Source organism: Tenacibaculum sp. E3R01, from assembly GCF_003318185.1.
GTDB classification, from domain to species: Bacteria; Bacteroidota; Bacteroidia; order Flavobacteriales; family Flavobacteriaceae; genus Polaribacter; species Polaribacter halocynthiae.
This window is the reverse complement of sequence record NZ_QOCC01000020.1, coordinates 94,902-117,489: the sequence shown is the minus strand read 5'-3', so window position 1 is coordinate 117,489 and position 22,588 is coordinate 94,902. Positions and strand designations below refer to the sequence as shown.

Genomic DNA, 22,588 nt, shown 5'->3' with positions numbered 1-22,588 from the left:
AATGAAGTATAACAGCTTACAAAAAACACTTTAATTGTTATTGAAAAGAATATTTTTTTCCTTAAAAACAAAGTCAAAAATTCAAATGGCTCGTTTTTTGTTTTATACAAAAAACCTGTATAGATTTCATTATCTTTAACCAATAACTAAATGAAAAGTAACGTTTACACCATAAAAATACCAATTCACATATTTTAGGTTGATTGAACAACAAAAAAATACGTGCTTTACTAAAATTTAAGTTATTAAAATTGATAATTAATACTATCAATTGACTAAAAATGAATTAAAATGAAAAAAACAATCCTTCTTTCACTAATGATATTTCTATTTTCTACAACAATTAAAGCTCAGCAAAACTATCAAAGTTTATGGGATAAGGTTCATAAATTTGAAATTGATAACCTTCCAAAATCTGCTTCAAAAATTGTTGATGAAATTTATGAAAAGGCAAAGAAAAATAATAATTCACCTCAACTAGTAAAAACACTTTTTTATAAAAGTAAATTTTCTTTAATACTAGAAGAAGATGCTCAATTAAAAATTATTGATCAATTTAAAGAACACATAGTAACTACTGATTTCCCAACGAAAAATGTATTAGAAAATATATTAGCAAACTTATACTGGCAATTTTTTAATCAAAATAGATGGAAGTTTTATAACAGAACACAAACTCAAAATAAAGTTGATTCAACTGATTTTAGAACATGGGATTTAAATACATTATTTAACGAAATACATAAATATTATAAAGCTTCATTAGCTGACAAAAACCAACTTCAAAAAATTAACATTCAGAGTTTTTCTGATATTTTACGTACTACCAAAGACACAAAAAAATACCATCCAACTTTATTCGACTTCTTGGCACAAAACTCTTTAGATTTTTATAAAACTACTGAAACAAATATTACAAAACCTTCTTATCAATTTAAGCTAAACAATCCTAATTTATTAAGTGATTTTAATAGCTTTATTTCAATTAACCTAACAACTAAAGACACGACATCCTTACAGTTTAATGCCTTAAAGATATATCAAGATTTACTTCAATTTCATGCACAAAATAAAAATTTAGAAGCCTTAGTAACTACAGATTTACAACGTTTAACTTTTGTAAAGCAACATGGTATTTTTAAAAACAAAGAAAAATTATATTTACAGGCTTTAGAAGCTTCAAAAAACCGTTATAAAACAGATGAAATTTCGGGATTATATTCGTTTGAAATTGCAAAAGTTTATACAGAATTAGCAAACACCTACCAACCAAACAAGGTTGAAAATAAACATCGTTTTAAAAACAAAGAAGCGTTGGATATTTGTAATAAAATAATACTTCAATTTCCTGAAAGTGATGGCGCAAAAAAATGTGAAGGATTAAAACAACAAATTCTTACTAAATCATTAAGTATTATTACTGAAAAAAATATTCCAATAAATCATTTTTCAAAAGTATTAGTTACTTATAAAAATAGTGCTGAATTATATTTTTCTATTTATAAAATTACTGCCGCTCAAATTTTGGAACTAGAAAAAATTTATAATGAAAAAAAACAAATTGAATTTATCAAAAAACTTGATAAAACAACTTCTTGGTACTCGGAATTAAAAGATGAACAAGACTATCAACAACACTCTACTGAAGTTAGTATTCCAAAACTTTCTGGTGGAAATCATTTAATTCTTGCGACTACTAAAAAAGAATTATCTAATAAAACAACAGTAGCTTTTTCTTTTGTACAAGCAACAAATATTGCTTTTATAAACAATAATGAACAAAGTAACAATTACCAGGTTGTTAATAGAAACACTGGAAAACCAATAGTAAATGCCAAAGTTCATTTTACTAATACTACAAGAAATCACTACGACAAAAAACTAGATAACCATTTTGTAACAAACGAAAATGGAGAGTTTACCTTTATTCCAAATAAACAATATTACCCTAATGTAAATGCCAATATTACCTATAAAGATGAAAATGTAAATTTTGGTAAATTTTATATAAATCCGAGATATAAAAATAATAATTCAACATCTAGAGTTCATACAGAAACATTCCTTTTTACTGATAGAAGTATATACAGACCAGGACAAACAGTTCACTTCAAAGGTATTGCTATGGAAACTTTTAAAAAGAAAGCTACCGTAAAAATTAATGAAACAGTTGCAATTACTCTTAAAGACGTAAACCATCAAGTATTAAAAGAAATTGAACTACAAACCAATGAATTTGGATCTTTTTCATCAAAATTTGTGTTACCAAACCAAGGTCTAACTGGTCAATTTCTTATTGAAACATCTATTGGTCGTTATAAAAACTACACGTATTTTTCTGTAGAAGAATATAAACGTCCAAAATTTGAAACTGTCTTTAAACCTATTTCTAGCACTATTAAAATAAACGATTCAGTAACTGTAAACGGATTTGCTAAAGCTTTTTCCGGAGTTAATATTACAGATGCAAAAGTTATATATCGCGTTCATAGAAAAGTACAATATCCTAGGTGGTGGTATTGGTATAGACCATATTTCACTTCACAACCTCAAGAAATTACTCAAGGTGAAGGCATCACAGATTCATCTGGTAATTTTTCTATACAGTTCAAAGCGCTGCCTGATGAAAGTATTGCTAAAAAAGATTTACCTATTTTTATTTACGAAGTTTCAGCTGACGTAACTGATATTAACGGTGAAACTCGAAGTGCAACTACTGAAGTAAAAGTTGGTTATCATGCCTTAGTAGCTGATATTGAAAGCCCTGAAAACCTAGATAAAACAAAGAGCAGTCACTTACTAAAAATTAGCACTAAAAATTTAAATGACGAATTTGTAGCTAGCACAGGAACCTTAAAAATTTATAAATTACAAGCTCCTAATCGTATTTTACGCAAACGCCCTTGGACAGCTCCTGATTACCAAACGATACCTAAAAAAGAGTTTGAAAATAAGTTTCCAAATGATGCTTACACAAATGAAGATAATTCTATTAATTGGAAAAAAGGAACTCTAGTTTTTAATACAAAGTTTAATACCGAAAATCAAAAAGAAATAGCTTTAAACAGTATACGAAACTGGGAATCTGGCAAATATGTAATTATTTTAGATACCCAAGATAAATTTGGACAAAAGGTAACTGCTAAAGAGTTTGTTTCTGTTTTCTCTAAATTAGACAAACTACCTGCCGATACTAAATTAGTGCAAGTAACAACGAATAAGGCTTCATACAATGTAGGAGATAAAGCTGAAATAACGATAAGCTCTAATTCAAAAGATATCACATTAATGCTCTTTATAGAAAAACAACATAAAACAGTAGAAAGAAAATATATTCATTTAACTAAAAATCATACTAAAATATCTATTCCAGTAACTAAAGATGATATAGGTGGATTTGGGGTAAAATGGTATTTTGTTAATTATAATGCTTTTGAAAAAGGAAATTTGTTAGTTAGTGTTCCTTATCCTAAAACTGATTTAGAAATTAGTACAAAAACATTTAGAGACAAACTACAACCTGGACAAAAACAAACATGGAGTTTCACCATCAAAGGGACTAAAAAAGATGTAGTAGCTGCTGAACTTTTAGCAGGAATGTATGACGCTTCTTTAGATGCTTTTAAACCACACAAATGGAACTTCTCTCCTATTAAAAAACCAATATATTCTATATACAACAACTCTGAAGCAACTATAAGTTTTGGTAACAATTATTTTAGAGTTCAGAATTTAAACGACAATACGAATAGGTATTACAACAACTACCAAAGAAGAAATGTTCAATACAATTGGTTTGGTTTTAGTTTTATTAATGATAACTGGGTTAACACTCAATATTTAAAAAGACTAACTTTTCAAAGAACCAAATTTGATGGAACTATATCTGGTGTAGTAATTGATGAAAACGGAGAACCTTTCCCTCTAACTAATGTTATTATTAAAGGAACTAAATTTGGGACTACCACTAATTTTGAAGGTGAATTTTCTATAAAAGCAAATAAAGACGATATCGTTGTTATTAGCTTCTTAGGTTATAAAACAATTGAACTAAAGATTAAAAATTACAATGACCTACTTTTCACATTACTACCCGATAAAAATAGTTTAGATGAAGTTGTTATTGCTGCTGGTTATACAAATGGAGATGTTGCTCCAAGAAGAAAAATGACCAGAATAGCTGGAGGCGTTCCTGGAGTTAGTGCAAATCTTGCAGAAGTTGAAGAAAGTGCTGCTTTAGATGATGGATGGTCTCCTAAAAACTCAACTAAAAAATATAAAGTTGGTAGTCAAACTAAAAATACAAAAACCTCTTTAAAAGGGATTCAAATACGTAAAAACTTACAAGAAACAGCATTTTTCTATCCACATTTAACAACAGATAAAAACGGAAATATTTCTTTTAATTTTACAGCACCTGAAGCATTAACTAAATGGAAGTTACAATTATTAGCTCATACGAAAGAATTACATGCTGCTACCAAAACATTAGAAACTGTTACTCAAAAAGAGCTGATGGTTACACCAAACGCTCCTCGTTTTTTACGCCATGGAGATAAAATAACATTAAGCTCAAAAATATCAAATCTTACTAGTAAAAAAGTAACAGGAATTGCACAACTTATACTAACCAACCCTGTAACTGGAAAAGAGATTGATTTATTAAATAATACTACAAAAACTCAATCTTTTTCGGTTGATAAAAAAGGGAACACCACTGTTTCTTGGAATTTAACAATTCCTGAAACTATTGATGCTGTTCAATATAAAGTTGTTGCAAAAGCAGGTGATTTTTCTGATGGAGAGCAAAATGCTTTACCTGTATTATCAAATAGAATGTTAGTTACTGAAACCCTACCTATGTGGGTACGAAGTAATCAATCAAAAACATTTACCCTCGATAAACTTAAAAACAATACCTCAACAACTTTAAAAAACCATAAATTAACGGTAGAAGTTACCTCTAATCCTGCTTGGTATGCCGTACAAGCTTTACCATATTTAATGGAATACCCTCACGAATGTAGTGAACAAACTTTTGCTCGTTATTATGCAAATACACTTGCTTGTCATATCGTAAACTCAAATCCAAGAATACAAGAAGTTTTTAATCAATGGAAATCATCAGAAGCTTTAATTAGTAACTTAGAGAAAAATCAAGAGTTAAAATCATTAATAATTCAGGAAACTCCTTGGTTACGTGATGCACAATCAGAAACCGAACAAAAAAAGAGAATTGCGCTTTTATTTGACTTAAATAAATTGAGTAATGAAGAACAATCATCCATAAACAAGTTGAAGAATATGCAACTACCTAATGGAGGTTTTCCTTGGTTTAAAGGTAGTATGTATCCAAACAGATATATTACACAACATATTGCTAGTGGTTTTGGTCATTTAAAAAAATTAGGCGTTACAAGTTTTAATAAAGATGTAAATACTATACTTCATAAAGCCATTAAATTTTTAGATCTTGAAATTGCTGATGATTATAAAAAATTACTTAGAGAAGCAGATAAAATAAAACAAAAAAGTGGCGCTGAAAAAGCAGAAAAATTTCTAGCAAAGCAACATATAGGTTATTTTGAATTACAGTATTTATACATGCGTAGTTTTTATTCTGATATACCAGTCATTGATAAAGCTAGTCAAGTAATTGAATATTATAGAAATCAATCTGCCACTTACTGGAATGAATTCAATTTATATAGTAAAGGATTAATTGCTTTAATTCAACATAGAAATGGAGACAAAAAGATTGCCTCTAAAGTTTTAAATTCATTAAAAGAAAATAGTATCACCTCAGAAGAACTAGGTATGTATTGGAAAACCAACAAGCCTAGCTGGTATTGGTACGAAGCTCCTATTGAAACACAAGCTTTATTAATTGAAGCTTTTGCTGAAATTGAAAACGATACAAAAACAGTAGATAACTTAAAAATATGGTTGTTAAAAAACAAGCAAGTTAGCCAATGGAAAACAACTAAAGCAACTACTGAAGCTGTTTATGCACTATTATTACAAGGTAGTGATTGGATTTCTGTAACCGATTTAGTAGATCTTAAAATTGGTGATAAAAAAATTGATCCAACTAAAATACCTACTGTAAAAGTTGAAGCTGGTACTGGGTACTTTAAAACCTCTTGGAACGGCAATGAAATTACTCCTAATATGGGAGAAGTTTCTATTAGCACAAAAGGAAAATCAATTGCTTGGGGTGGTTTGTATTGGCAATATTTTGAAGATTTAGATAAAATAACCTCTGCAAAAACACCTTTACAATTAAAGAAAAAACTATTTAAGAAGGTAAATTCTGATACTGGTAAAAAGTTAATTGAAGTTACTGACAATTCGTTGTTAAAAGTAGGAGATTTACTAACGGTACGTATAGAATTACGTTCAGATAGAAATATGGAGTTCATTCATATGAAAGATATGAGAGCTAGTGGCGTAGAACCAATAAACGTTCTTTCTAAATACAAATGGCAAGATGGCTTAGGTTATTATGAAAGTACAAAAGACGCTTCAACAAATTTCTTTTTTGATCGTTTACCCAAAGGCGTATATGTGTTTGAATATGATGTAAGAATTAATAATGCAGGAGATTTTAGTAATGGAATTACAACCATACAAAATATGTACGCTCCTGAATTTAGCAGTCATTCTAAAGGAATACGAATTCGTGTAGAATAATATTTTTACCTTTATAAAACAATACTCAATATAACTGAAACACCTCTTGACAATTTAAAGTCAAGAGGTGTTTTTATATAGTTATTTATACTTTATTTAACGTAAAAACAGCAACCGAAATATTTAATCTTTCTTCTTATAAAATTAAAAACTTAGCTGTTCTTTAAAAATATAAGATTGCCTTCTTGATATTTCAATCTCTTCTCCTGAAAGCATTACTATTTTTAATTTACCATTAAACCACGATACAACCTTCTTTACATGATTAATATTTATAATTTGTTGTCTATTGGCTCTAAAAAAAACAGTTTCAGGTAATTTTTCTTCTATTTGAATAAGTGATTTATAAACTAGCGCTTTATTACTTTCAAAAAACACGCGGGTATAATTGCCTACTATTTCAAAGAATACAATATCTTTAATTTTCACGAGCCAACATTTTTCACCATCTTTTATAAAAATCTGCTTATCTAAATTAAATGTATTCTTATCCTTGTCTTCAATAATTGGATTGCTATTTATTTGTTCAATAACCTTCTGTATTGTTTTAGAAAAACGTTTTTCATTTATTGGTTTTAACAAATAATCAAAAGCATTATACTCGAACGATTTTATAGCATATTCATCAAAAGCAGTTGTAAAAATAGTTATAGGAACCTCATCTAACATTTCTAAAAGCTCAAACCCATTTTTTTCAGGCATATTGATATCTAAGAATAATAAATCAGGCTTCGTATTATTTATTAACTCAAAACCTTCATCTACATTTTCAGCTTCCCCTATAATTTTTATTTCTTTATGTTGTTTAATCAGTTCTTTTAATTCATTTCTGGCTAAACGTGAATCTTCTACAATAACTGCATTTAATGGTATCATTATAATGGAATTTGAATAGTTGCAACTACATTTTTTTCTTCTTGGAGTAAGCTAAAAGTAGCTTTTTTATCGTACAATAAATCTAATCGCTTTTTTATATTTTGAATACCTACCTGTGTACCTCTTTTATTACTTTGTAAATTTCCTGAATTTACAACTTTTATCAATAATAAATTATTTACCACTTTTGCAATAACTGATATTTTTCCTCCATGTTTTATATTAGAAATTCCATGTTTTATGGCATTTTCTACTAACATTTGAATGAGCATTGGTGGAATTTGAATACTCAATGAAGATTCATCAACAGCTAATTCAAACTGTAATCTGTTTTCAAATTGTATTTTTGAAATATCAACATATTTTTCAACCATTTCAAGTTCATCCTCTAAAGCTATTGCATTTATATTGTTTTGTGTAAGAGAATACCTAAGCGTTTCAGACAAAGATGTAAGCATATTTCTTGCTTTATTTACATCTTCCAACATTAACCCTCTTATATTGTTTAAACTATTAAACATAAAATGAGGGTTGATTTGTCCTTTTAACGTATTTAATTGTGATTCTTTTAATGTAGCATCTAATTCAGCATTCTTTAATTTAGTTTCCTTTACCTCATGATATAAATTAAATGCGGTATAACACACAAACCAAATAATCCAGTTAAGCCAATTAAAAATACGAGTTGCAAACTTACCATGGTAGCTCACTTTATTCATAAAGTATTCAAACAAAGCATCAACTATTGGCCAAAATATAAAATTGAATAGTACTGACGCAATAATCATAAATGGTATTAAGTATACTACCTTATCTTTTACCGATTTATTCTTCGTAAATTTCTCTAAACCAATTTGAATACCCGCCGTTAATATAATTCCTACAAAAAACCAGGTAAAACTCTCAAGAAGAAGATAGTTAACCAGTTCCTTATTTTTCTCTAAATCAATAATTTTCATTACATAATCTGGCAACAATGTTAGTAGCCAAACCATATAATTAGGTACTGCTCTTTTTGAAAAAAAATAACTCATTTTAGTTTTTTAAATTATACAAATCTATACATTTAATAGTATACTAAAAGCACATAACTTTTCGGTTTTTCACTATCAAAATATCTAAAAAATTATGTGCACTAAATATATTATTTTGTTGTTTTAAAATCTATTAAATATTTTTTTAAAGGAACACCTTTCAAATTTCTAAAGCCCCAACCTACTGTTAACTGATATCTTTTATTAGGTTGTAGCGGTTCTATTTCAAAAGTTAATGACCTCCCGTCTATAGAATACCCTATCATTTTTTTAAACTTTACTACAGCTTCTTCTCCTAAAGGCCCATAATCAAAATTCATATACTTTTGGTGCATTGGTTCTGAAAACTCGATTGTTAACTTATTTAAAGAAGCTCTTACATCTTCACTTTTATTTTTAAATTGTTTTACAGCAACAACATAGGGTCTTTTATTCTGAAACTTTTCATACAAACTCTCAAGCGTTTCTGAAAAATACCCAGTACTATTTACAAAATTTTCAATTTCTACTTCATTCGTATAATCTAACTCAATTAGTTTTTTAATAGCATCACTTTTATTCTTTGCTTGCTGATAATACCTTTCACTTAACTCATAACCTATATGATACCCTAAATCACGAACGTCAAAATCATTAGGAGCATCACTCCATAACCATCTATGTGTGTTGTTACCATAAAACATAACCTCTTCAAACTTTTGTCTAACTTTTTCATTAAGCTTTCCATAAGATACAGCAGGTGTTACTGAGGGAATCCCCATAGCTTTCACTGAAACAAATTCAGCCACTCCCTCACTTATTACTTTTGATAACAGATTATTTACTGGCATGTTTTGTTGAGTATGTACATATTCATGAATATTTAAAAGAACCAAATTATCTATGGGGTTAGAATCAAAAAATATTCTCCTGTTTTTTTTCATCCTTCCTAAAAACTCTGAAGAAACTGTATTCTTATCTGCCATTGCTAGTTCACTTCCTATAAGCACCAAACCATCTAAAGTAGTTCCATTTGACATTAATCCACTTATTGTAAAATACAACTTTGCGGGTTTTAAACTTGGATATATCTTTCGTAATTTTTCTATCCCTTCTTCTAACTTTATACTAAACTCATTGGTTCTTAATGTGTTTTTTCTAACTGATTTCCAAAATTTCGGATATTCATTTATTACTTTCAAATATTCTTGTGGAGTAACATTTTTTGCTTTCATCATTGCTTTTAAACCTATAGTTCCCTTATCAAAAAACAACTCTTTCAAATGTTTCATTTGTAGAATAGTGTCTGAAGTTTTTTGAATTTTATCGTATGCCTTCCAAAAGTTCGTTATATCACTCGTTATAACATTAGCGGATTTTGATTTTTCAAAGCTGCACCCAACTATAATAAGTGCAATAATTAAAAAAAATAGCGTTTTATTCATAATCGTTTTTATTAGTTTATTTTTATAACACCTCAAAACTAGTTTGAAACGCGTAGAACAAAAACACAATTATGATGAGTGGTAAAATGAGGTTATTAAACGGAAATATTAACTTTTGAAATGCTATTTCTTTTTAAATTTATACGTTATTTAAAAGAAAAAGATTGGCTACAAATAAAAAAAGAAGTTTATTTGGCATATAATTTGTCAAGTAACAAACAAAACAATTAAGATTTTTATTATGAGAAAATTATTTTTATTTATTGGTTTTTTAACAATTACTGCTTTAACTGCTAATGCACAACAAATTTCTGAAAATGCAATTGGTATTCGTTTTGGAGATAATAACGGATTTGGTGGTGAGATATCATACCAACGTAAATTAAGTAATACAAATCGTTTAGAGGTTGACTTAGGTATTAGAGGAAATAAAAACTATAGTGCTTTTAAAGCTACTGGTTTATACCAATGGGTATGGCAATTAGAAGATCGTTTTAATTGGTATGCTGGTGTTGGTGGTGGTTTTGGAAGTTGGAAAACAAAGTCGCAAACTATTAATGGCGTAACAGTTAATAGTAGTTCTAGTACTTCTTTATTTGGTGCTGGAGTTATTGGTGTTGAATATAACTTTGATATTCCTTTAATGGTTTCTTTAGATTTTAGACCAGAGTTTGGTTTTAGTGATGCCTATGATGGTTTTAACTCTGATTTTGGATTAAGTGTTCGTTATCAGTTTTAATATAAAAACTTAACAACAACAAAAGAGGCTGTCTTCATCAACAGCCTCTTTTTTATTTATTTCGTTGTTAACTCAACTACACTCTTTCCTCCATTAGTAACAGTACCATCATTATATTCAGCATAAGGTCTGAAATAATACGTTGTTTTAGCTGTTAGCCCTTTAATTACTAAAGTAGCATATTTAGTTACTCTAATATTTCCTTTAATATCTTTTGCTAATGCTTTTTTACTATTTGAAAAATCTTTGTTCACACTATATTCAAAACCAATTTCTTTAGGAGATTCTTTTTCTAATTCAGTTACATCTAATTGAGGAGTCATTTCTGTTGATGAAACCCAGTGTGGTTTTGCCAACATTTCCATGCTTAATTTTCTCGTTTTGCTGGCATCAATGTTTGTATTAAATACAATTTCTTTACCATAAAAGTAACTTCCATTTTTTAATCTAAAGTATCCTCTTACATAATAAACTTTTCCTTTTGCTATATTTCTAAAAACACCAAAAACATTTTCTTGAATAGGACCAGCTGCTACAATTGTATTATTTAAATTTACTAATGGGTTAGAGCTTTCTCCATAAACAAAACCTCTTTCTTCTCCTTCTCCTCTAGGATCTTGAAAACCTCCATTAACTGTTACATTCACACTACCATCTCTATTCACAAAAAAATCTGTTGCCTTCTTAGTTACAAAACTTTTCTTAGCAAATTGATTTGCATTTAAGTTATCTTCTTTTGAACAACTCACCGCCATTAATGTAATCACACAGATTAACAATCCCTTCATTAAATTTCTCATTTTATTATCTATTTTTATTTATGCAGAGGTTAAACAGACAAGGATTGAAACCCCCTAAAAAAAAAATGTTAAATTGTGTTAAAAGAAAATAGCAAAGGGAAAACTCCTTTAAAAAAGTTTAAAAAACTGCTAATAATTAACTGTTTATACGTCTTGCAAAAAGCAATTAATTTTCTTAGGTTTGGTATTGAAAAAAATTGTTCGAATATTCAATTGCTATATCTACATTTTTTTAGGCTATATACTTACCAAAAATAAAGAACTGCGGATATCCGTAAAGTAACCTTAGTACCTATTTATACATTTATCTACAGTTCCTTTTATCTGGAACTATAACCCAATAAATGAGAACTTTGTTAGCTATATAACGAGTTACCAGCAATTAGACCAAACAACAATGATTCTAACTAAAATTAAAATACATCAATTTAAAGGAATTTCCGAAGAAAAGGAAATATCAATAGACGATTTCAATTTGATTGTGGGTCAAAATGATGCTGGAAAATCAACAATTCTAAAATCATTAGATTGTTTTTTAAATTCAAACAATCCTTCGTCTGATGACCTAAACAATAAAGCAGAGAATAACTTAATTACTATTACGCTTCATTTTAATCCTTCAAATCAAAATATTATAATTGACCAAAATATTGAGACAACTTTTGAAGAAGAAGAGTTGATTAATAATGCCAATGAATTAGTAATAAAAAAAGTTTGGGATGTTTCCAAGTCTAGAATAACAGCAGATACGTTCATAGAGAGAAAACAATACCTTGAAAATGATTTCATTTCATTAACAGAGGCTCAATTAATTACAGCCTGTGGGAATTTAGGCATAGATACTCAAAAGGCTAATGGTGAGGATTTTAACAACAAAGAAAAAAGGCAAAAAATACGACAACATAATATAAATTCTGGAACTGATTTTACTTACGTAATGGAAAAACTTCCAACTTCTGGAAGTAATCGTTTCAAAATAATACACGACAGAATAAAAGGAATTCTGCCAAGATTTGAGTATTTCAAAGCAGATACTTCTCTATCAGAAACAGATACAGCAATTCAAAAATTCTTTAAAACTTTAGCAATAAAAACGCTAGAAGAAGAAATCGACACTTCCGATGTTGAAGATACGATACAAGCTAAACTTGGAGAAGTTTTAAAAAAAATTACAACTAAAATAAATGATGTTGTCCCAAGTGAAGAAAATGTCGAACCAGTAATAGACTTTGACTGGACAAAATTAGTATCTACAAAATTTAAAAGTACAGATGATGGAACGGAAGTTCCGTTAAGCTCAAGAGGTGATGGATTCAGAAGAATTACAATAATGGCTTATTTCGAATATCTTGCTGAACAACAAAAATCTGAACACCAAAAAATAATTTTTGGTTTAGAAGAACCTGAAACTTTTCTTCATCCATCTGCACAGGAAAGTCTATTCCATAAATTAATTGCTTTATGTGAAAATGACTACCAAGTTATTGTATCAACTCATTCACCTATAATTGTTTCAAATAGCAAAAAAGAAAAAATAACACATATACATAAAACAGGAGGAACATATAACGTTGAACAACAAATTGACGATATAACATCTATTGCAACCGATTTAGGGATAAAAGTTGATAATCAATTTATTTCTTTATTTGATAAAGCAAAGGTATTATTGCTAGTAGAAGGAATTGATGATGCAAATGCATTAAATCATCTTTGTAAAGAGTATAAAGCTAATGGACTTATTAATCACGATTTTACTGAACTTGAAATTGCTATTATACCTATTGGTGGTTGTGACAGTATTAAACATTGGGTTTCATTAAACCTTTTATCAACTTTAGACAAACCTTTTTTAATATTTCAAGATAGCGACAAAACAAATGCAGGTGAACAATCACCAACAAAGACTGCTTTAGAAAGTTTAGGTTTCGTTGACGGTAAAGATTTTATCATTTCAAAGAAAAGAAATTTAGAAAATTATATTTCATCGACAGCATTGAATAGATTAGTGCCTAATTCAAATATAAATCACGATGATTGGAGTAACGTAAAACAATTGTGTGGAAAACACCAATTAGCTGGCAGACTTGGAGGTCGTGGTGTTGCAGATAGACATTTCAAAAATTTGACTTTTGCAGAATTACGAACGACCTTTTTTGATGGAAATGAAGATGAATTTATTAATATACACACATTAGCTAGTTCAAAATTATAAGAAATAACTGCTGGTAACACCGTATATAATTTATTGCTAGTTTTACTTTATATACAAAAGTCCGCGAACACTTTTTATCTCTAATTTATTTACTAAATTTAGTACTTAAACACTTAATTAATCTTATACAAACTGGTAAAACATTTGTAAATCAATAAACACCCTGAATTGAAAATTTGATAATGATAAAGATTTCCGTTTTGAAAGATAAATTTAAAAGCATAACATTTAAATACGGTATTATATTCCTTATTACTGGACTATTAATAGCAATTTACACTGCAATAATTTTTAATCATGTTACAGATGCGAACCTAGGTATAAGGTTCAAATTAGATGACTTTTATGAATCTGATCTTTTTAAATTTATAGCGATTTTTCAGATTATTATAGGCATCATCTATTTAATAATAGAATTTAGAGCCAGTTTCTTTTTAAATGACAAAAAAACTTGGAAAAGTTTTTGGTTTACAAACTCTTTTATTTTACTAATTTTAATGATACCTATTCTTGACAAATACTATCCTACAGACAAATATGGAGATACGATTTTAAGTCAAATTATTATGATTTATATATTTGCTTCATTGATTCTTTTTTTAGTGGGAATATATCTTTTTTATGCAAACTTGATAAGCTCTATTTACTCTTATTTTGTGGTAAAAAAAGGTTGGAAAAATTAAAGCGTTTTACAATACGGAATACAAAAAACAAATAAAAAAAACCTTAAACTGTTCTAAAAAAACAGGTTAAGAGTTTATAAAATAGAGAGCCTAAAATTGAATAAAGTTTTTATTCTATTATAATGAAAAGTATGATTTTTAATAGTTTATGATTTATTTTAATTTTTTAATTTTTTAATTTTTTAATTTTTGTACCTTTGCTTTACAAGATGAAAAATGTAGTAAATAAAATAACATCAATTTTAATGACTTTTGTAGTTGTCTTTTCTACAATGTCATTTACCATAAGTAGTCATTTTTGTGGTGAAGAATTAGTTGATATAAGTTTTTTTAAAAAAGCTGCCTCTTGTGGGATGGAAAAAGGTGAAAAAAGTGTTCCCGATGTGTGTACAATGTCTACAAAAAATTGTTGTAGCGATGTTATTCAATTAATTGACGGACAAGATGATTTAAAATTATCATCGTTTGATACATTGTCATTAGAGCAACATTTTTTTATAGCATCTTTTTACTATTCTTATATTAATTTATTTGAAGAATTACATGATAAAGTAATTCCTTTTAAAAATTATTCTCCTCCACTAGTCGTCAAGGATATTCACGTTCTCGACGAAGTATATTTAATCTGATTTTAGAGTATTAGACCAATTATATCCATTGTTATTTCAACGGATATATTGCTGTACAAGGTATTTAACATATCAAAGTCTAATTATTTAAAATCATTTTTTATGCTCAATAAAAGCATCAAATTTTTAATAGAAAACAAACTTATAGCCGTTTTACTACTCGTCTTGTTTATAGGTTGGGGAGTTATAAACGCACCTTTTAACTGGAATACAGGCTTTTTACCAAATGCACCCGTGGCGGTAGATGCTATCCCAGATATTGGCGAAAACCAACAAATTGTATTTACAAAATGGGACGGACGTTCACCACAAAACATAGAAGACCAAATAACCTATCCGTTAACCACGTCGTTGTTAGGCATACCAGGCGTAAAAACCATTCGTAGTTCCTCGATGTTTGGGTTTTCGAGCATCTATATAATTTTTGAAGAAGACGTCGAATTTTACTGGAGTCGTTCACGTATTCTCGAAAAACTCAACTCGTTACCAAGTGGCTTATTACCAGAGGGCATTAATCCAACTTTAGGACCCGACGCCACAGGTTTAGGACAAGTTTATTGGTACACATTAGAGGGCAGAGATAAAGACGGAAACGTAACTGGCGGTTGGGATTTACACGAACTACGAAGCATACAAGATTACTATGTAAAATACGCCTTATCGTCGGCAGGTGGTGTTTCTGAAGTAGCATCAATTGGTGGATATGTTCAAGAGTATCAAATTGACGTAAACCCTGAGTTAATGCGTCAATATAATATCAATCTGCAACAGGTTGTAAAAGCTGTAAAACAAAGCAACCAAGACATCGGAGCGCAAACCATAGAAATTAATCAAGTAGAATATTTGGTGCGTGGTTTAGGTTATATCACATCTATAAAAGATATCGAAAATGCGGTAGTTTCATCAGCAAATTACACACCAATTAAAATACAAGACATCGCCAAAGTATCGCTCGGCGCAAAAACTCGTAGAGGAATTTTAGACAAAGAGGGCGCAGAAGTTGTAGGCGGTGTTGTGGTGGCACGTTATGGTGCAAATCCGTTAGAGGTTATCAATAATACCAAAGAAAAAATTAAAGAATTAAGCGCAGGATTACCCTCAAAAGTGTTGACAGACGGCACAATATCACAGTTAACCATTGTACCGTTTTACGACCGTTCAGAACTTATTCAAGAAACATTAGGTACGCTTAACGAAGCGCTTACATTAGAAATACTCATTACCATTTTAGTAATTATTGTAATGGTATATAATTTACGAGCATCCATTTTAATTTCGAGCTTGTTACCTGTGGCGGTTTTAATGGTATTTATCGCAATGAAAACCTTTGGTATTGATGCCAATATCGTAGCCTTATCAGGAATTGCAATCGCAATCGGAACAATGGTAGATGTAGGCGTAATTCTATCAGAAAACATCTTAAATCATTTAGAAAAAAATGAAAATAATTTACCAATCAATACCGTAGTTTACAATGCTACTGCCGAAGTTTCAGGCGCTATTGTTACCGCAGTAATGACCACTATAATTAGCTTTTTACCAGTATTTACAATGGTTGGCGCAGAAGGTAAATTATTTAGTCCGTTGGCTTTTACCAAAACCTTTGCACTTATTATGGCATTGGTGGTGGCGTTGTTTTTAATTCCGCCATTTGCAACTATCATTTTTAAACGAAGAAGTATTACCAAAAACCTATCGTACATCATCAATGCTGTATTAATTGGTTTGGGTATTATTTCTATTGTTTTCGGAAACTGGTTAGGAATACTCTTAATCGCTTTCGGCAGTACAGGCATTTTAAAACTACAACAAAAAGTTTCCAACAAACAAGTAAACCTTATTAATATAGTTATTGCATCATTAGCTATTGTGTTTTTATTGGCTGAATATTGGCGACCTTTAGGTGTAGGCAAGAGCTTATTGTTAAACCTGTTGTTTGTGGCTATAATCTGTTTCGGGTTGTTAGGCGCATTCTCACTATTACGCAAATATTATACTCAAATTTTACAATGGGCATTAGCAAACAAAATGCTCTTTTTGGCAATTCCAACCACCATTAGCATTCTCGGATTTTTAATTTTCAAAAACACAGGCAAAGAGTTTATGCCCTCTTTAAACGAAGGCTCGTTTTTACTAATGCCAACCTCAATGCCACATTCGGGCGTTGAAGAAAATAAACGTGTTTTACAACAGTTGGATATGGGTGTTGCCAATATTCCTGAAATAAAAACGGTAGTTGGTAAAGCAGGACGAACCGAATCAGCTTTAGACCCTGCGCCACTTTCAATGTATGAAAATGTAATTATTTACAAACCCGAATATGCACTTAATAACCACGGCGAACGTCAACGTTATCAAGTAAATAAAGACGGATTATTTGTATTGAAGAATGGCAAAACAGTAGCCAATCCAAATTCGACCTATGCGGTTTCTAAAATTATTTTTTCTGATGTTTCTACAGATGAATTAATTGAAGATAACGACGGCGAGTTTTACCGAAATTGGCGGCCTAACATAAAATCTACCGACGATATTTGGAACGAAATAATTAAGGCAACCAAAATACCAGGCGTTACATCTGCACCAAAATTGCAACCTATCGAAACCCGACTGGTAATGCTACAAACGGGGATGCGTGCGCCAATGGGTATCAAAGTAAAAGGACAAAATTTAAAAGAAATTGAAGCCTTTGGTGTGCAATTAGAAAGCATTTTAAAAACAGTAACAGGTGTTAAAAAAGAAGCTGTTTTTGCTGATCGAATTGTAGGAAAACCATATCTGTTAATCGACATCGACAGAGAGAAAATTGCACGTTATGGTGTTTCTATTCAAGAGGTACAAGATGTTTTAAAAGTTGCCGTTGGTGGTATGTCATTAACCCAAACCGTCGAGGGACGAGAGCGTTACGGCGTGCGTGTTCGTTACCCAAGAGAACTACGAACCACACCAACCGATTTAGAACAAATTTATGTACCTATAAACAAAGGAAATTCTGTACCATTAAGTGAGTTAGCAACTATTCGTTACGAACAAGGCGCACAAGTAATTAAAAGTGAAGACACCTTTCTAATTGGCTACGTATTGTTTGATAAACTTAACGATTTTGCCGAAGTAACCGTGGTTGAAAATGCGCAAAAAGTCATTCAGCAAAAAATAGAAAGTGGCAAATTAATTGTACCAAAAGGTATTAATTTTCAATTTACAGGAACATACGAAAATCAGATACGAGCCGAAAAAACCTTATCCGTAGTTGTACCATTGGCATTGCTTATCATTTTCATCATTTTATATTTTCAGTTCCGTTCAGCAACTACTTCTTTAATGGTGTTTACGGCAATTATTGTAGCCTTTGCAGGCGGATTTATAATGATGTGGCTTTACGGACAATCGTGGTTTTTAAACTTTAGCGTTTTTGGGCAAAATATTCGAGAGCTGTTCCAAATGCACCCAATTAATTTAAGTGTAGCCGTTTGGGTAGGTTTTATTGCCTTATTTGGTATTGCCACCGACGACGGTGTAGTAATGGCAACCTATTTAAAACAAACCTTTTCCAAAAATGAACCAAAAACAAAAACCGATATACGAAAATCGGTTGTAGAAGCAGGCGAAAAACGTATCAGACCGTGTTTAATGACAACGGCAACAACCGTATTGGCATTACTGCCTGTACTAACATCGATAGGACGAGGAAGCGATATTATGATACCAATGGCAATTCCTGCCTTTGGAGGTATGATTATCGACGTTACATCCTATTTTTTACTGCCTGTGTTGTATAGTTTACGAGAAGAATTTTTATTAAAAAGAAAGACAACAAATGAAAACTAAAAACATATTATCCTTATTATTCATTCTTGTGTTTAGTGGATTTTCTTATGCACAAGAACTACAATCGCTTATTGATGAAGCCTTGGCAAATAATCCAAAAATTAAACAGTTTGAATTGCAATACAAACGTGTTTCAGAAAAGGTAAACGAAGTAAATACCTTACCCAATACCAACATTGCCGTAGGTTATTTTGTAAGCGAACCCGAAACGCGAACAGGCGCACAACGATTTAAAGTTTCAATAAACCAAATGTTGCCTTGGTTTGGTACAATTAGTTCAAGAGAAGATTATGTAAGTTCCTTAGCCGATGCCAAGTTTGAAGATATTACCATTGCTAAACGACAATTAATCGCGTCGATATCAACTTCGTATTACAATTTGTACGCAATTAAGGCTAAACAGCAGGTTTTAACCGAAAACATTAACTTGCTAAAAACCTACGAAACTATGGCGTTAACGTCGGTTGAAGTTGGTAAAGCATCTGCCGTAGATGTGTTGCGTTTACAAATGCGACAAAACGATTTAAACCAATCCAAAGCCATTTTACAACAACAATTTTTAGCTGAACAAACAGCCTTTAACAAGCTATTAAACAGAGATAAAAACACAGCGATAAATGTGGTTTCAGAATTAGAAATCCCGTTGAACGACAGCACAATAAATACAGATAGTTTACAATTTCATCCTGAATTAATAAAGTACGACAAGTTGTATCAATCAGTTGAAAAATCTGAACTATTAAACCAAAAGGAAAGTAGCCCAATGATAGGTTTCGGGTTAGATTATGTTAACGTTACCCAACGTCCTGATATGAATTTTAACGATAACGGAAAAGATATTGTAATGCCAATGGTATCGTTTTCTATTCCAATTTTCAATAAAAAATATAAGTCGAAAACCAAACAAAACGAAATTCAGCAAGAAGAATTTAACAGTCAAAAACAAGAGCGATTTAACAGGTTAGAAACCTTGTTAGATAAAGCAATTAAAGAGCGTACATCGGCAAGAATACGCAAAAACACACAAAGCAAAAACTTGAAACAAGCAAAAAATGCCGAAACCATTCTTGTTAAAAGCTACGAAACAGGCACGATTGATTTTAACGATGTTCTCGATATTCAAGAATTGCAGTTAAAGTTTCAGTTAAACCAAATTAAGGCGGTGCAAAATTATTATGTACAAAGCACCATTATTAACTATTTAATTCAGTAAAAATGAAACACACATATAAAATTGACGGAATGACTTGCGGAAGCTGTAAAGCTAACGTAGAAAAAAGTTTAGATAGTTTAGATAACGTTACCGATGTAAAGGTAAATCTTGAAAATAAAGAAGCTGAAATAACTATGAGTAAGCATATTGGTTTATCAGATTTGCAAAATGTATTGAAAGAAAAATACACCATTTCTGAAAAACTACCTGTTAAAAAGGTAGCTACAAACACCTTTTCGGACTTTGAAATGGCACGAGAAAAAAGCAAATTCGAGCAATTAAAACCCTTGTTTTTAATCTTATTATACATTACAGTAGCAAGTATATTGTTACACTATAAAAATTGGAGTTGGCGTGAGTTTATGCTCGATTTTATGGGCTTATTTTATATCATATTCAGTTTTTTTAAAATGTTAGATTTAAAAGGTTTTCCAGATAGTTTTAGAATGTACGACCCGTTAGCAAAACGAGTGCCTGTATATGCCAAAATTTATCCATTTATAGAAACTATTTTAGGGTTGATGTTTTTAATGCGATTTGAAATTAACATAGCACTAATTATAACCATTTTCGTATTGGGAATAACTACCGTGGGTGTAACCAAAACATTACTTGATAAGAAGGCAATTCGTTGTGCGTGTTTAGGTACAGCTTTAAAACTACCAATGACCGAAGCAACTTTTATAGAAAACGCTATTATGTTAGTAATGGCTGTATTAATGTTAATCTTTTAAAAAATGAAAAAATACATCATATACATTATAATTTTAATGGTAGGATTAATTTTTGGAAAACTATTCTTTGGTAATTCATCAGATAACGAAACAAACCACAATCATCAAGCCGAAAGTAACTTATCGCAAAAATGGACATGTTCAATGCACCCACAAATTATGCAACCCGAAGAAGGCGATTGTCCAATTTGTGGTATGGATTTAATTCCTGCCGAAGCTGATGCAGACGGTTTATCGCCTAATCAATTTAAACTTACAAAAAACGCAATGGCGTTGGCAAACGTACAAACTACCATTATTGGTAATGCTACTGCTAATTCGGATAATGGAATAACCTTATCAGGAAAAATTGCCGAAAACGAAAAAGCCAAAGCAGTACAAGTAAGTTATTTTACAGGACGAATAGAACGTTTAAATATCAGTTTTACAGGCGAAAGTATTAGAAAAGGGCAACTTTTAGCCACCATTTATTCGCCCGAATTGGTTAAAGCACAACAAGAACTACTAACAGCATCTACCTTAAAAGAGACACAACCTGCATTGTATAAAGCAGTGCGTAATAAGTTAAAATTATGGAAGCTGTCTGACAATCAAATCAATCAAATTGAAAGTTCTAAAAAGGTAAAAGAAAATTTTCCTGTGTACGCTACTGTATCAGGAACAGTTTCAGAAAAATTAGTAGAACAAGGAGATTATACAAAACAAGGGCAACCGTTATTAAAAATTGCCAATTTGAATACGGTTTGGGCAAACTTTGATGTGTACGAAAATCAAGTTAGTAATTTCAAAGTTGGACAAGCTATTGCTATTTCTACAAATGCGTATCCTAACGAAGTTTTTAATGCTAAAATTTCGTTTATCAATCCTGTTCTAAATCCACAAACACGTACCGTAACTGTTCGATCGGTTTTAAACAATCAAAAAGAACTCTTTAAACCCGAAATGTTTGTAACAGGAAAAGTAGATGCCAAAATAAAAGAAACCAAAGCACAATTATTGATACCTGCATCGGCTGTTTTATGGACAGGAAAACGCTCAATAGTATATGTAAAACCAGATACCAACAATCCTATTTTTGAAATGAGAGAAATAGTATTAGGTAACAAATTAGGCGATAATTATGAAGTAAAAAATGGCTTACAATCAGGCGACGAAGTGGTAACCAATGGTGTATTTACTATTGATGCATCGGCACAATTACAAGGAAAAAAGTCGATGATGAACCATAAAAAAGAAATGAGTGAACAGTTTGAAGTGAGCAAAAAATTCACATCGCAATTACAAACTGCCTACGATGCGTACATCAAACTAAAAGATAACCTTATAAAATCGGATGCTGAATTATCAAAAAATAGTGCATCAACTTTACATAAGGCATTACAAAATATCAATATGAAATTGCTAACCACTAACGAAGCTCACAAGCAATGGATGCCGTTAATTAAAACACTAAAATCAAGTAGTAATGCCATTACCAATTCCGACGATATTAAAGTGCAACGAAATCAATTTAAAATACTTTCAGAGCATTTTATTTTGGCTGTACAGTCGTTCGGAATTAACGAGGTTAGCTACAAGCAATATTGCCCAATGGCAGATAGCGACAAAGGTGCATATTGGTTAAGTAAAGAAAAACAAGTATTAAATCCGTATTTCGGCGATATGATGCTGAAATGTGGCGAAGTAAAACAAGTAATAAATAACAAGTAAATTTTTAAAC

Annotated in this window: 13 protein-coding genes; 9 read left to right on the top strand and 4 right to left on the bottom strand. The window is 30.5% G+C overall.

Annotated features, from left to right (window positions below):
- The first annotated feature begins 291 nt into the window (after window positions 1-291).
- A complete protein-coding gene (locus DS884_RS09565) occupies window positions 292-6,693 on the top strand; it encodes an alpha-2-macroglobulin family protein (protein ID WP_233487142.1) in 6,402 nt (2,133 codons plus the stop codon).
- A gap of 144 nt (window positions 6,694-6,837) precedes the next feature.
- On the opposite strand, the gene DS884_RS09560 is transcribed toward DS884_RS09565, so the two are convergent.
- The 3 genes from DS884_RS09560 to DS884_RS09550 form a co-directional block, all read right to left on the bottom strand.
- Window positions 6,838-7,569, bottom strand: coding sequence for a LytR/AlgR family response regulator transcription factor (locus DS884_RS09560; RefSeq protein WP_113786602.1), 732 nt, complete (start codon window positions 7,567-7,569; stop codon window positions 6,838-6,840).
- Window positions 7,569-8,603, bottom strand: coding sequence for a sensor histidine kinase (locus DS884_RS09555; RefSeq protein WP_233487141.1), 1,035 nt, complete (start codon window positions 8,601-8,603; stop codon window positions 7,569-7,571). The genes DS884_RS09560 and DS884_RS09555 overlap by 1 nt, the downstream gene beginning before the upstream one ends.
- A 110-nt stretch (window positions 8,604-8,713) precedes the next feature.
- Window positions 8,714-10,027: an Ig-like domain-containing protein gene (locus DS884_RS09550; RefSeq protein ID WP_113786601.1), complete on the bottom strand. Its 1,314-nt coding sequence runs from the start codon at window positions 10,025-10,027 to the stop codon at window positions 8,714-8,716.
- 241 nt (window positions 10,028-10,268) lie between these two features.
- Between DS884_RS09550 and DS884_RS09545 the strand changes: the two genes are divergently transcribed.
- Window positions 10,269-10,766 carry an outer membrane beta-barrel protein gene (locus tag DS884_RS09545; protein WP_113786600.1) on the top strand — a complete coding sequence of 166 codons (498 nt, stop codon included), beginning with the start codon at window positions 10,269-10,271 and terminating at the stop codon, window positions 10,764-10,766.
- Between the two features lie 56 nt (window positions 10,767-10,822).
- On the opposite strand, the gene DS884_RS09540 is transcribed toward DS884_RS09545, so the two are convergent.
- Window positions 10,823-11,566, bottom strand: coding sequence for a hypothetical protein (locus DS884_RS09540; protein ID WP_158530834.1), 744 nt, complete (start codon window positions 11,564-11,566; stop codon window positions 10,823-10,825).
- Between the two features lie 397 nt (window positions 11,567-11,963).
- On the opposite strand from DS884_RS09540, the gene DS884_RS09535 reads away from it, so the two are divergent.
- The 7 genes from DS884_RS09535 (at window position 11,964) to DS884_RS09505 (ending at window position 22,578) form a co-directional block, all read left to right on the top strand.
- The gene (locus DS884_RS09535; protein ID WP_113786598.1) at window positions 11,964-13,781 is read left to right on the top strand and encodes an ATP-dependent nuclease; all 1,818 of its coding nucleotides are present in this window, start codon (window positions 11,964-11,966) and stop codon (window positions 13,779-13,781) included.
- A gap of 182 nt (window positions 13,782-13,963) precedes the next feature.
- Entirely contained in the window at window positions 13,964-14,464 is a 501-nt protein-coding gene (locus tag DS884_RS09530) for a hypothetical protein (protein ID WP_113786597.1), read from the top strand.
- A 209-nt stretch (window positions 14,465-14,673) separates the two neighbouring features.
- On the top strand, window positions 14,674-15,093 hold the full coding sequence (locus DS884_RS09525; protein ID WP_233487140.1) for an HYC_CC_PP family protein: 420 nt from the start codon (window positions 14,674-14,676) through the stop codon (window positions 15,091-15,093).
- A gap of 102 nt (window positions 15,094-15,195) precedes the next feature.
- Window positions 15,196-18,921, top strand: a complete 3,726-nt coding sequence (locus DS884_RS09520; protein ID WP_113786596.1) for an efflux RND transporter permease subunit — start codon at window positions 15,196-15,198, stop codon at window positions 18,919-18,921.
- On the top strand, window positions 18,911-20,134 hold the full coding sequence (locus DS884_RS09515) for a TolC family protein (RefSeq protein ID WP_113786595.1): 1,224 nt from the start codon (window positions 18,911-18,913) through the stop codon (window positions 20,132-20,134). The genes DS884_RS09520 and DS884_RS09515 overlap by 11 nt, the downstream gene beginning before the upstream one ends.
- A 2-nt stretch (window positions 20,135-20,136) precedes the next feature.
- Complete coding sequence (locus DS884_RS09510) at window positions 20,137-20,868, top strand: heavy-metal-associated domain-containing protein (protein WP_113786594.1); 732 nt, start codon at window positions 20,137-20,139, stop codon at window positions 20,866-20,868.
- 3 nt (window positions 20,869-20,871) lie between these two features.
- Entirely contained in the window at window positions 20,872-22,578 is a 1,707-nt protein-coding gene (locus tag DS884_RS09505) for an efflux RND transporter periplasmic adaptor subunit (protein ID WP_113786593.1), read from the top strand.
- The last annotated feature ends 10 nt before the right edge of the window (window positions 22,579-22,588 follow it).

Coding starts and splice junctions, on each gene's coding strand:
- DS884_RS09565 (WP_233487142.1), top strand. CDS start 292: ATGAAAAAAACAATCCTTCTTTCACTAATGATATTTCTATTTTCTACA.
- DS884_RS09560 (WP_113786602.1), bottom strand. CDS start 7,569: ATGATACCATTAAATGCAGTTATTGTAGAAGATTCACGTTTAGCCAGA.
- DS884_RS09555 (WP_233487141.1), bottom strand. CDS start 8,603: ATGAGTTATTTTTTTTCAAAAAGAGCAGTACCTAATTATATGGTTTGG.
- DS884_RS09550 (WP_113786601.1), bottom strand. CDS start 10,027: ATGAATAAAACGCTATTTTTTTTAATTATTGCACTTATTATAGTTGGG.
- DS884_RS09545 (WP_113786600.1), top strand. CDS start 10,269: ATGAGAAAATTATTTTTATTTATTGGTTTTTTAACAATTACTGCTTTA.
- DS884_RS09540 (WP_158530834.1), bottom strand. CDS start 11,566: ATGAGAAATTTAATGAAGGGATTGTTAATCTGTGTGATTACATTAATG.
- DS884_RS09535 (WP_113786598.1), top strand. CDS start 11,964: ATGATTCTAACTAAAATTAAAATACATCAATTTAAAGGAATTTCCGAA.
- DS884_RS09530 (WP_113786597.1), top strand. CDS start 13,964: ATGATAAAGATTTCCGTTTTGAAAGATAAATTTAAAAGCATAACATTT.
- DS884_RS09525 (WP_233487140.1), top strand. CDS start 14,674: ATGAAAAATGTAGTAAATAAAATAACATCAATTTTAATGACTTTTGTA.
- DS884_RS09520 (WP_113786596.1), top strand. CDS start 15,196: ATGCTCAATAAAAGCATCAAATTTTTAATAGAAAACAAACTTATAGCC.
- DS884_RS09515 (WP_113786595.1), top strand. CDS start 18,911: ATGAAAACTAAAAACATATTATCCTTATTATTCATTCTTGTGTTTAGT.
- DS884_RS09510 (WP_113786594.1), top strand. CDS start 20,137: ATGAAACACACATATAAAATTGACGGAATGACTTGCGGAAGCTGTAAA.
- DS884_RS09505 (WP_113786593.1), top strand. CDS start 20,872: ATGAAAAAATACATCATATACATTATAATTTTAATGGTAGGATTAATT.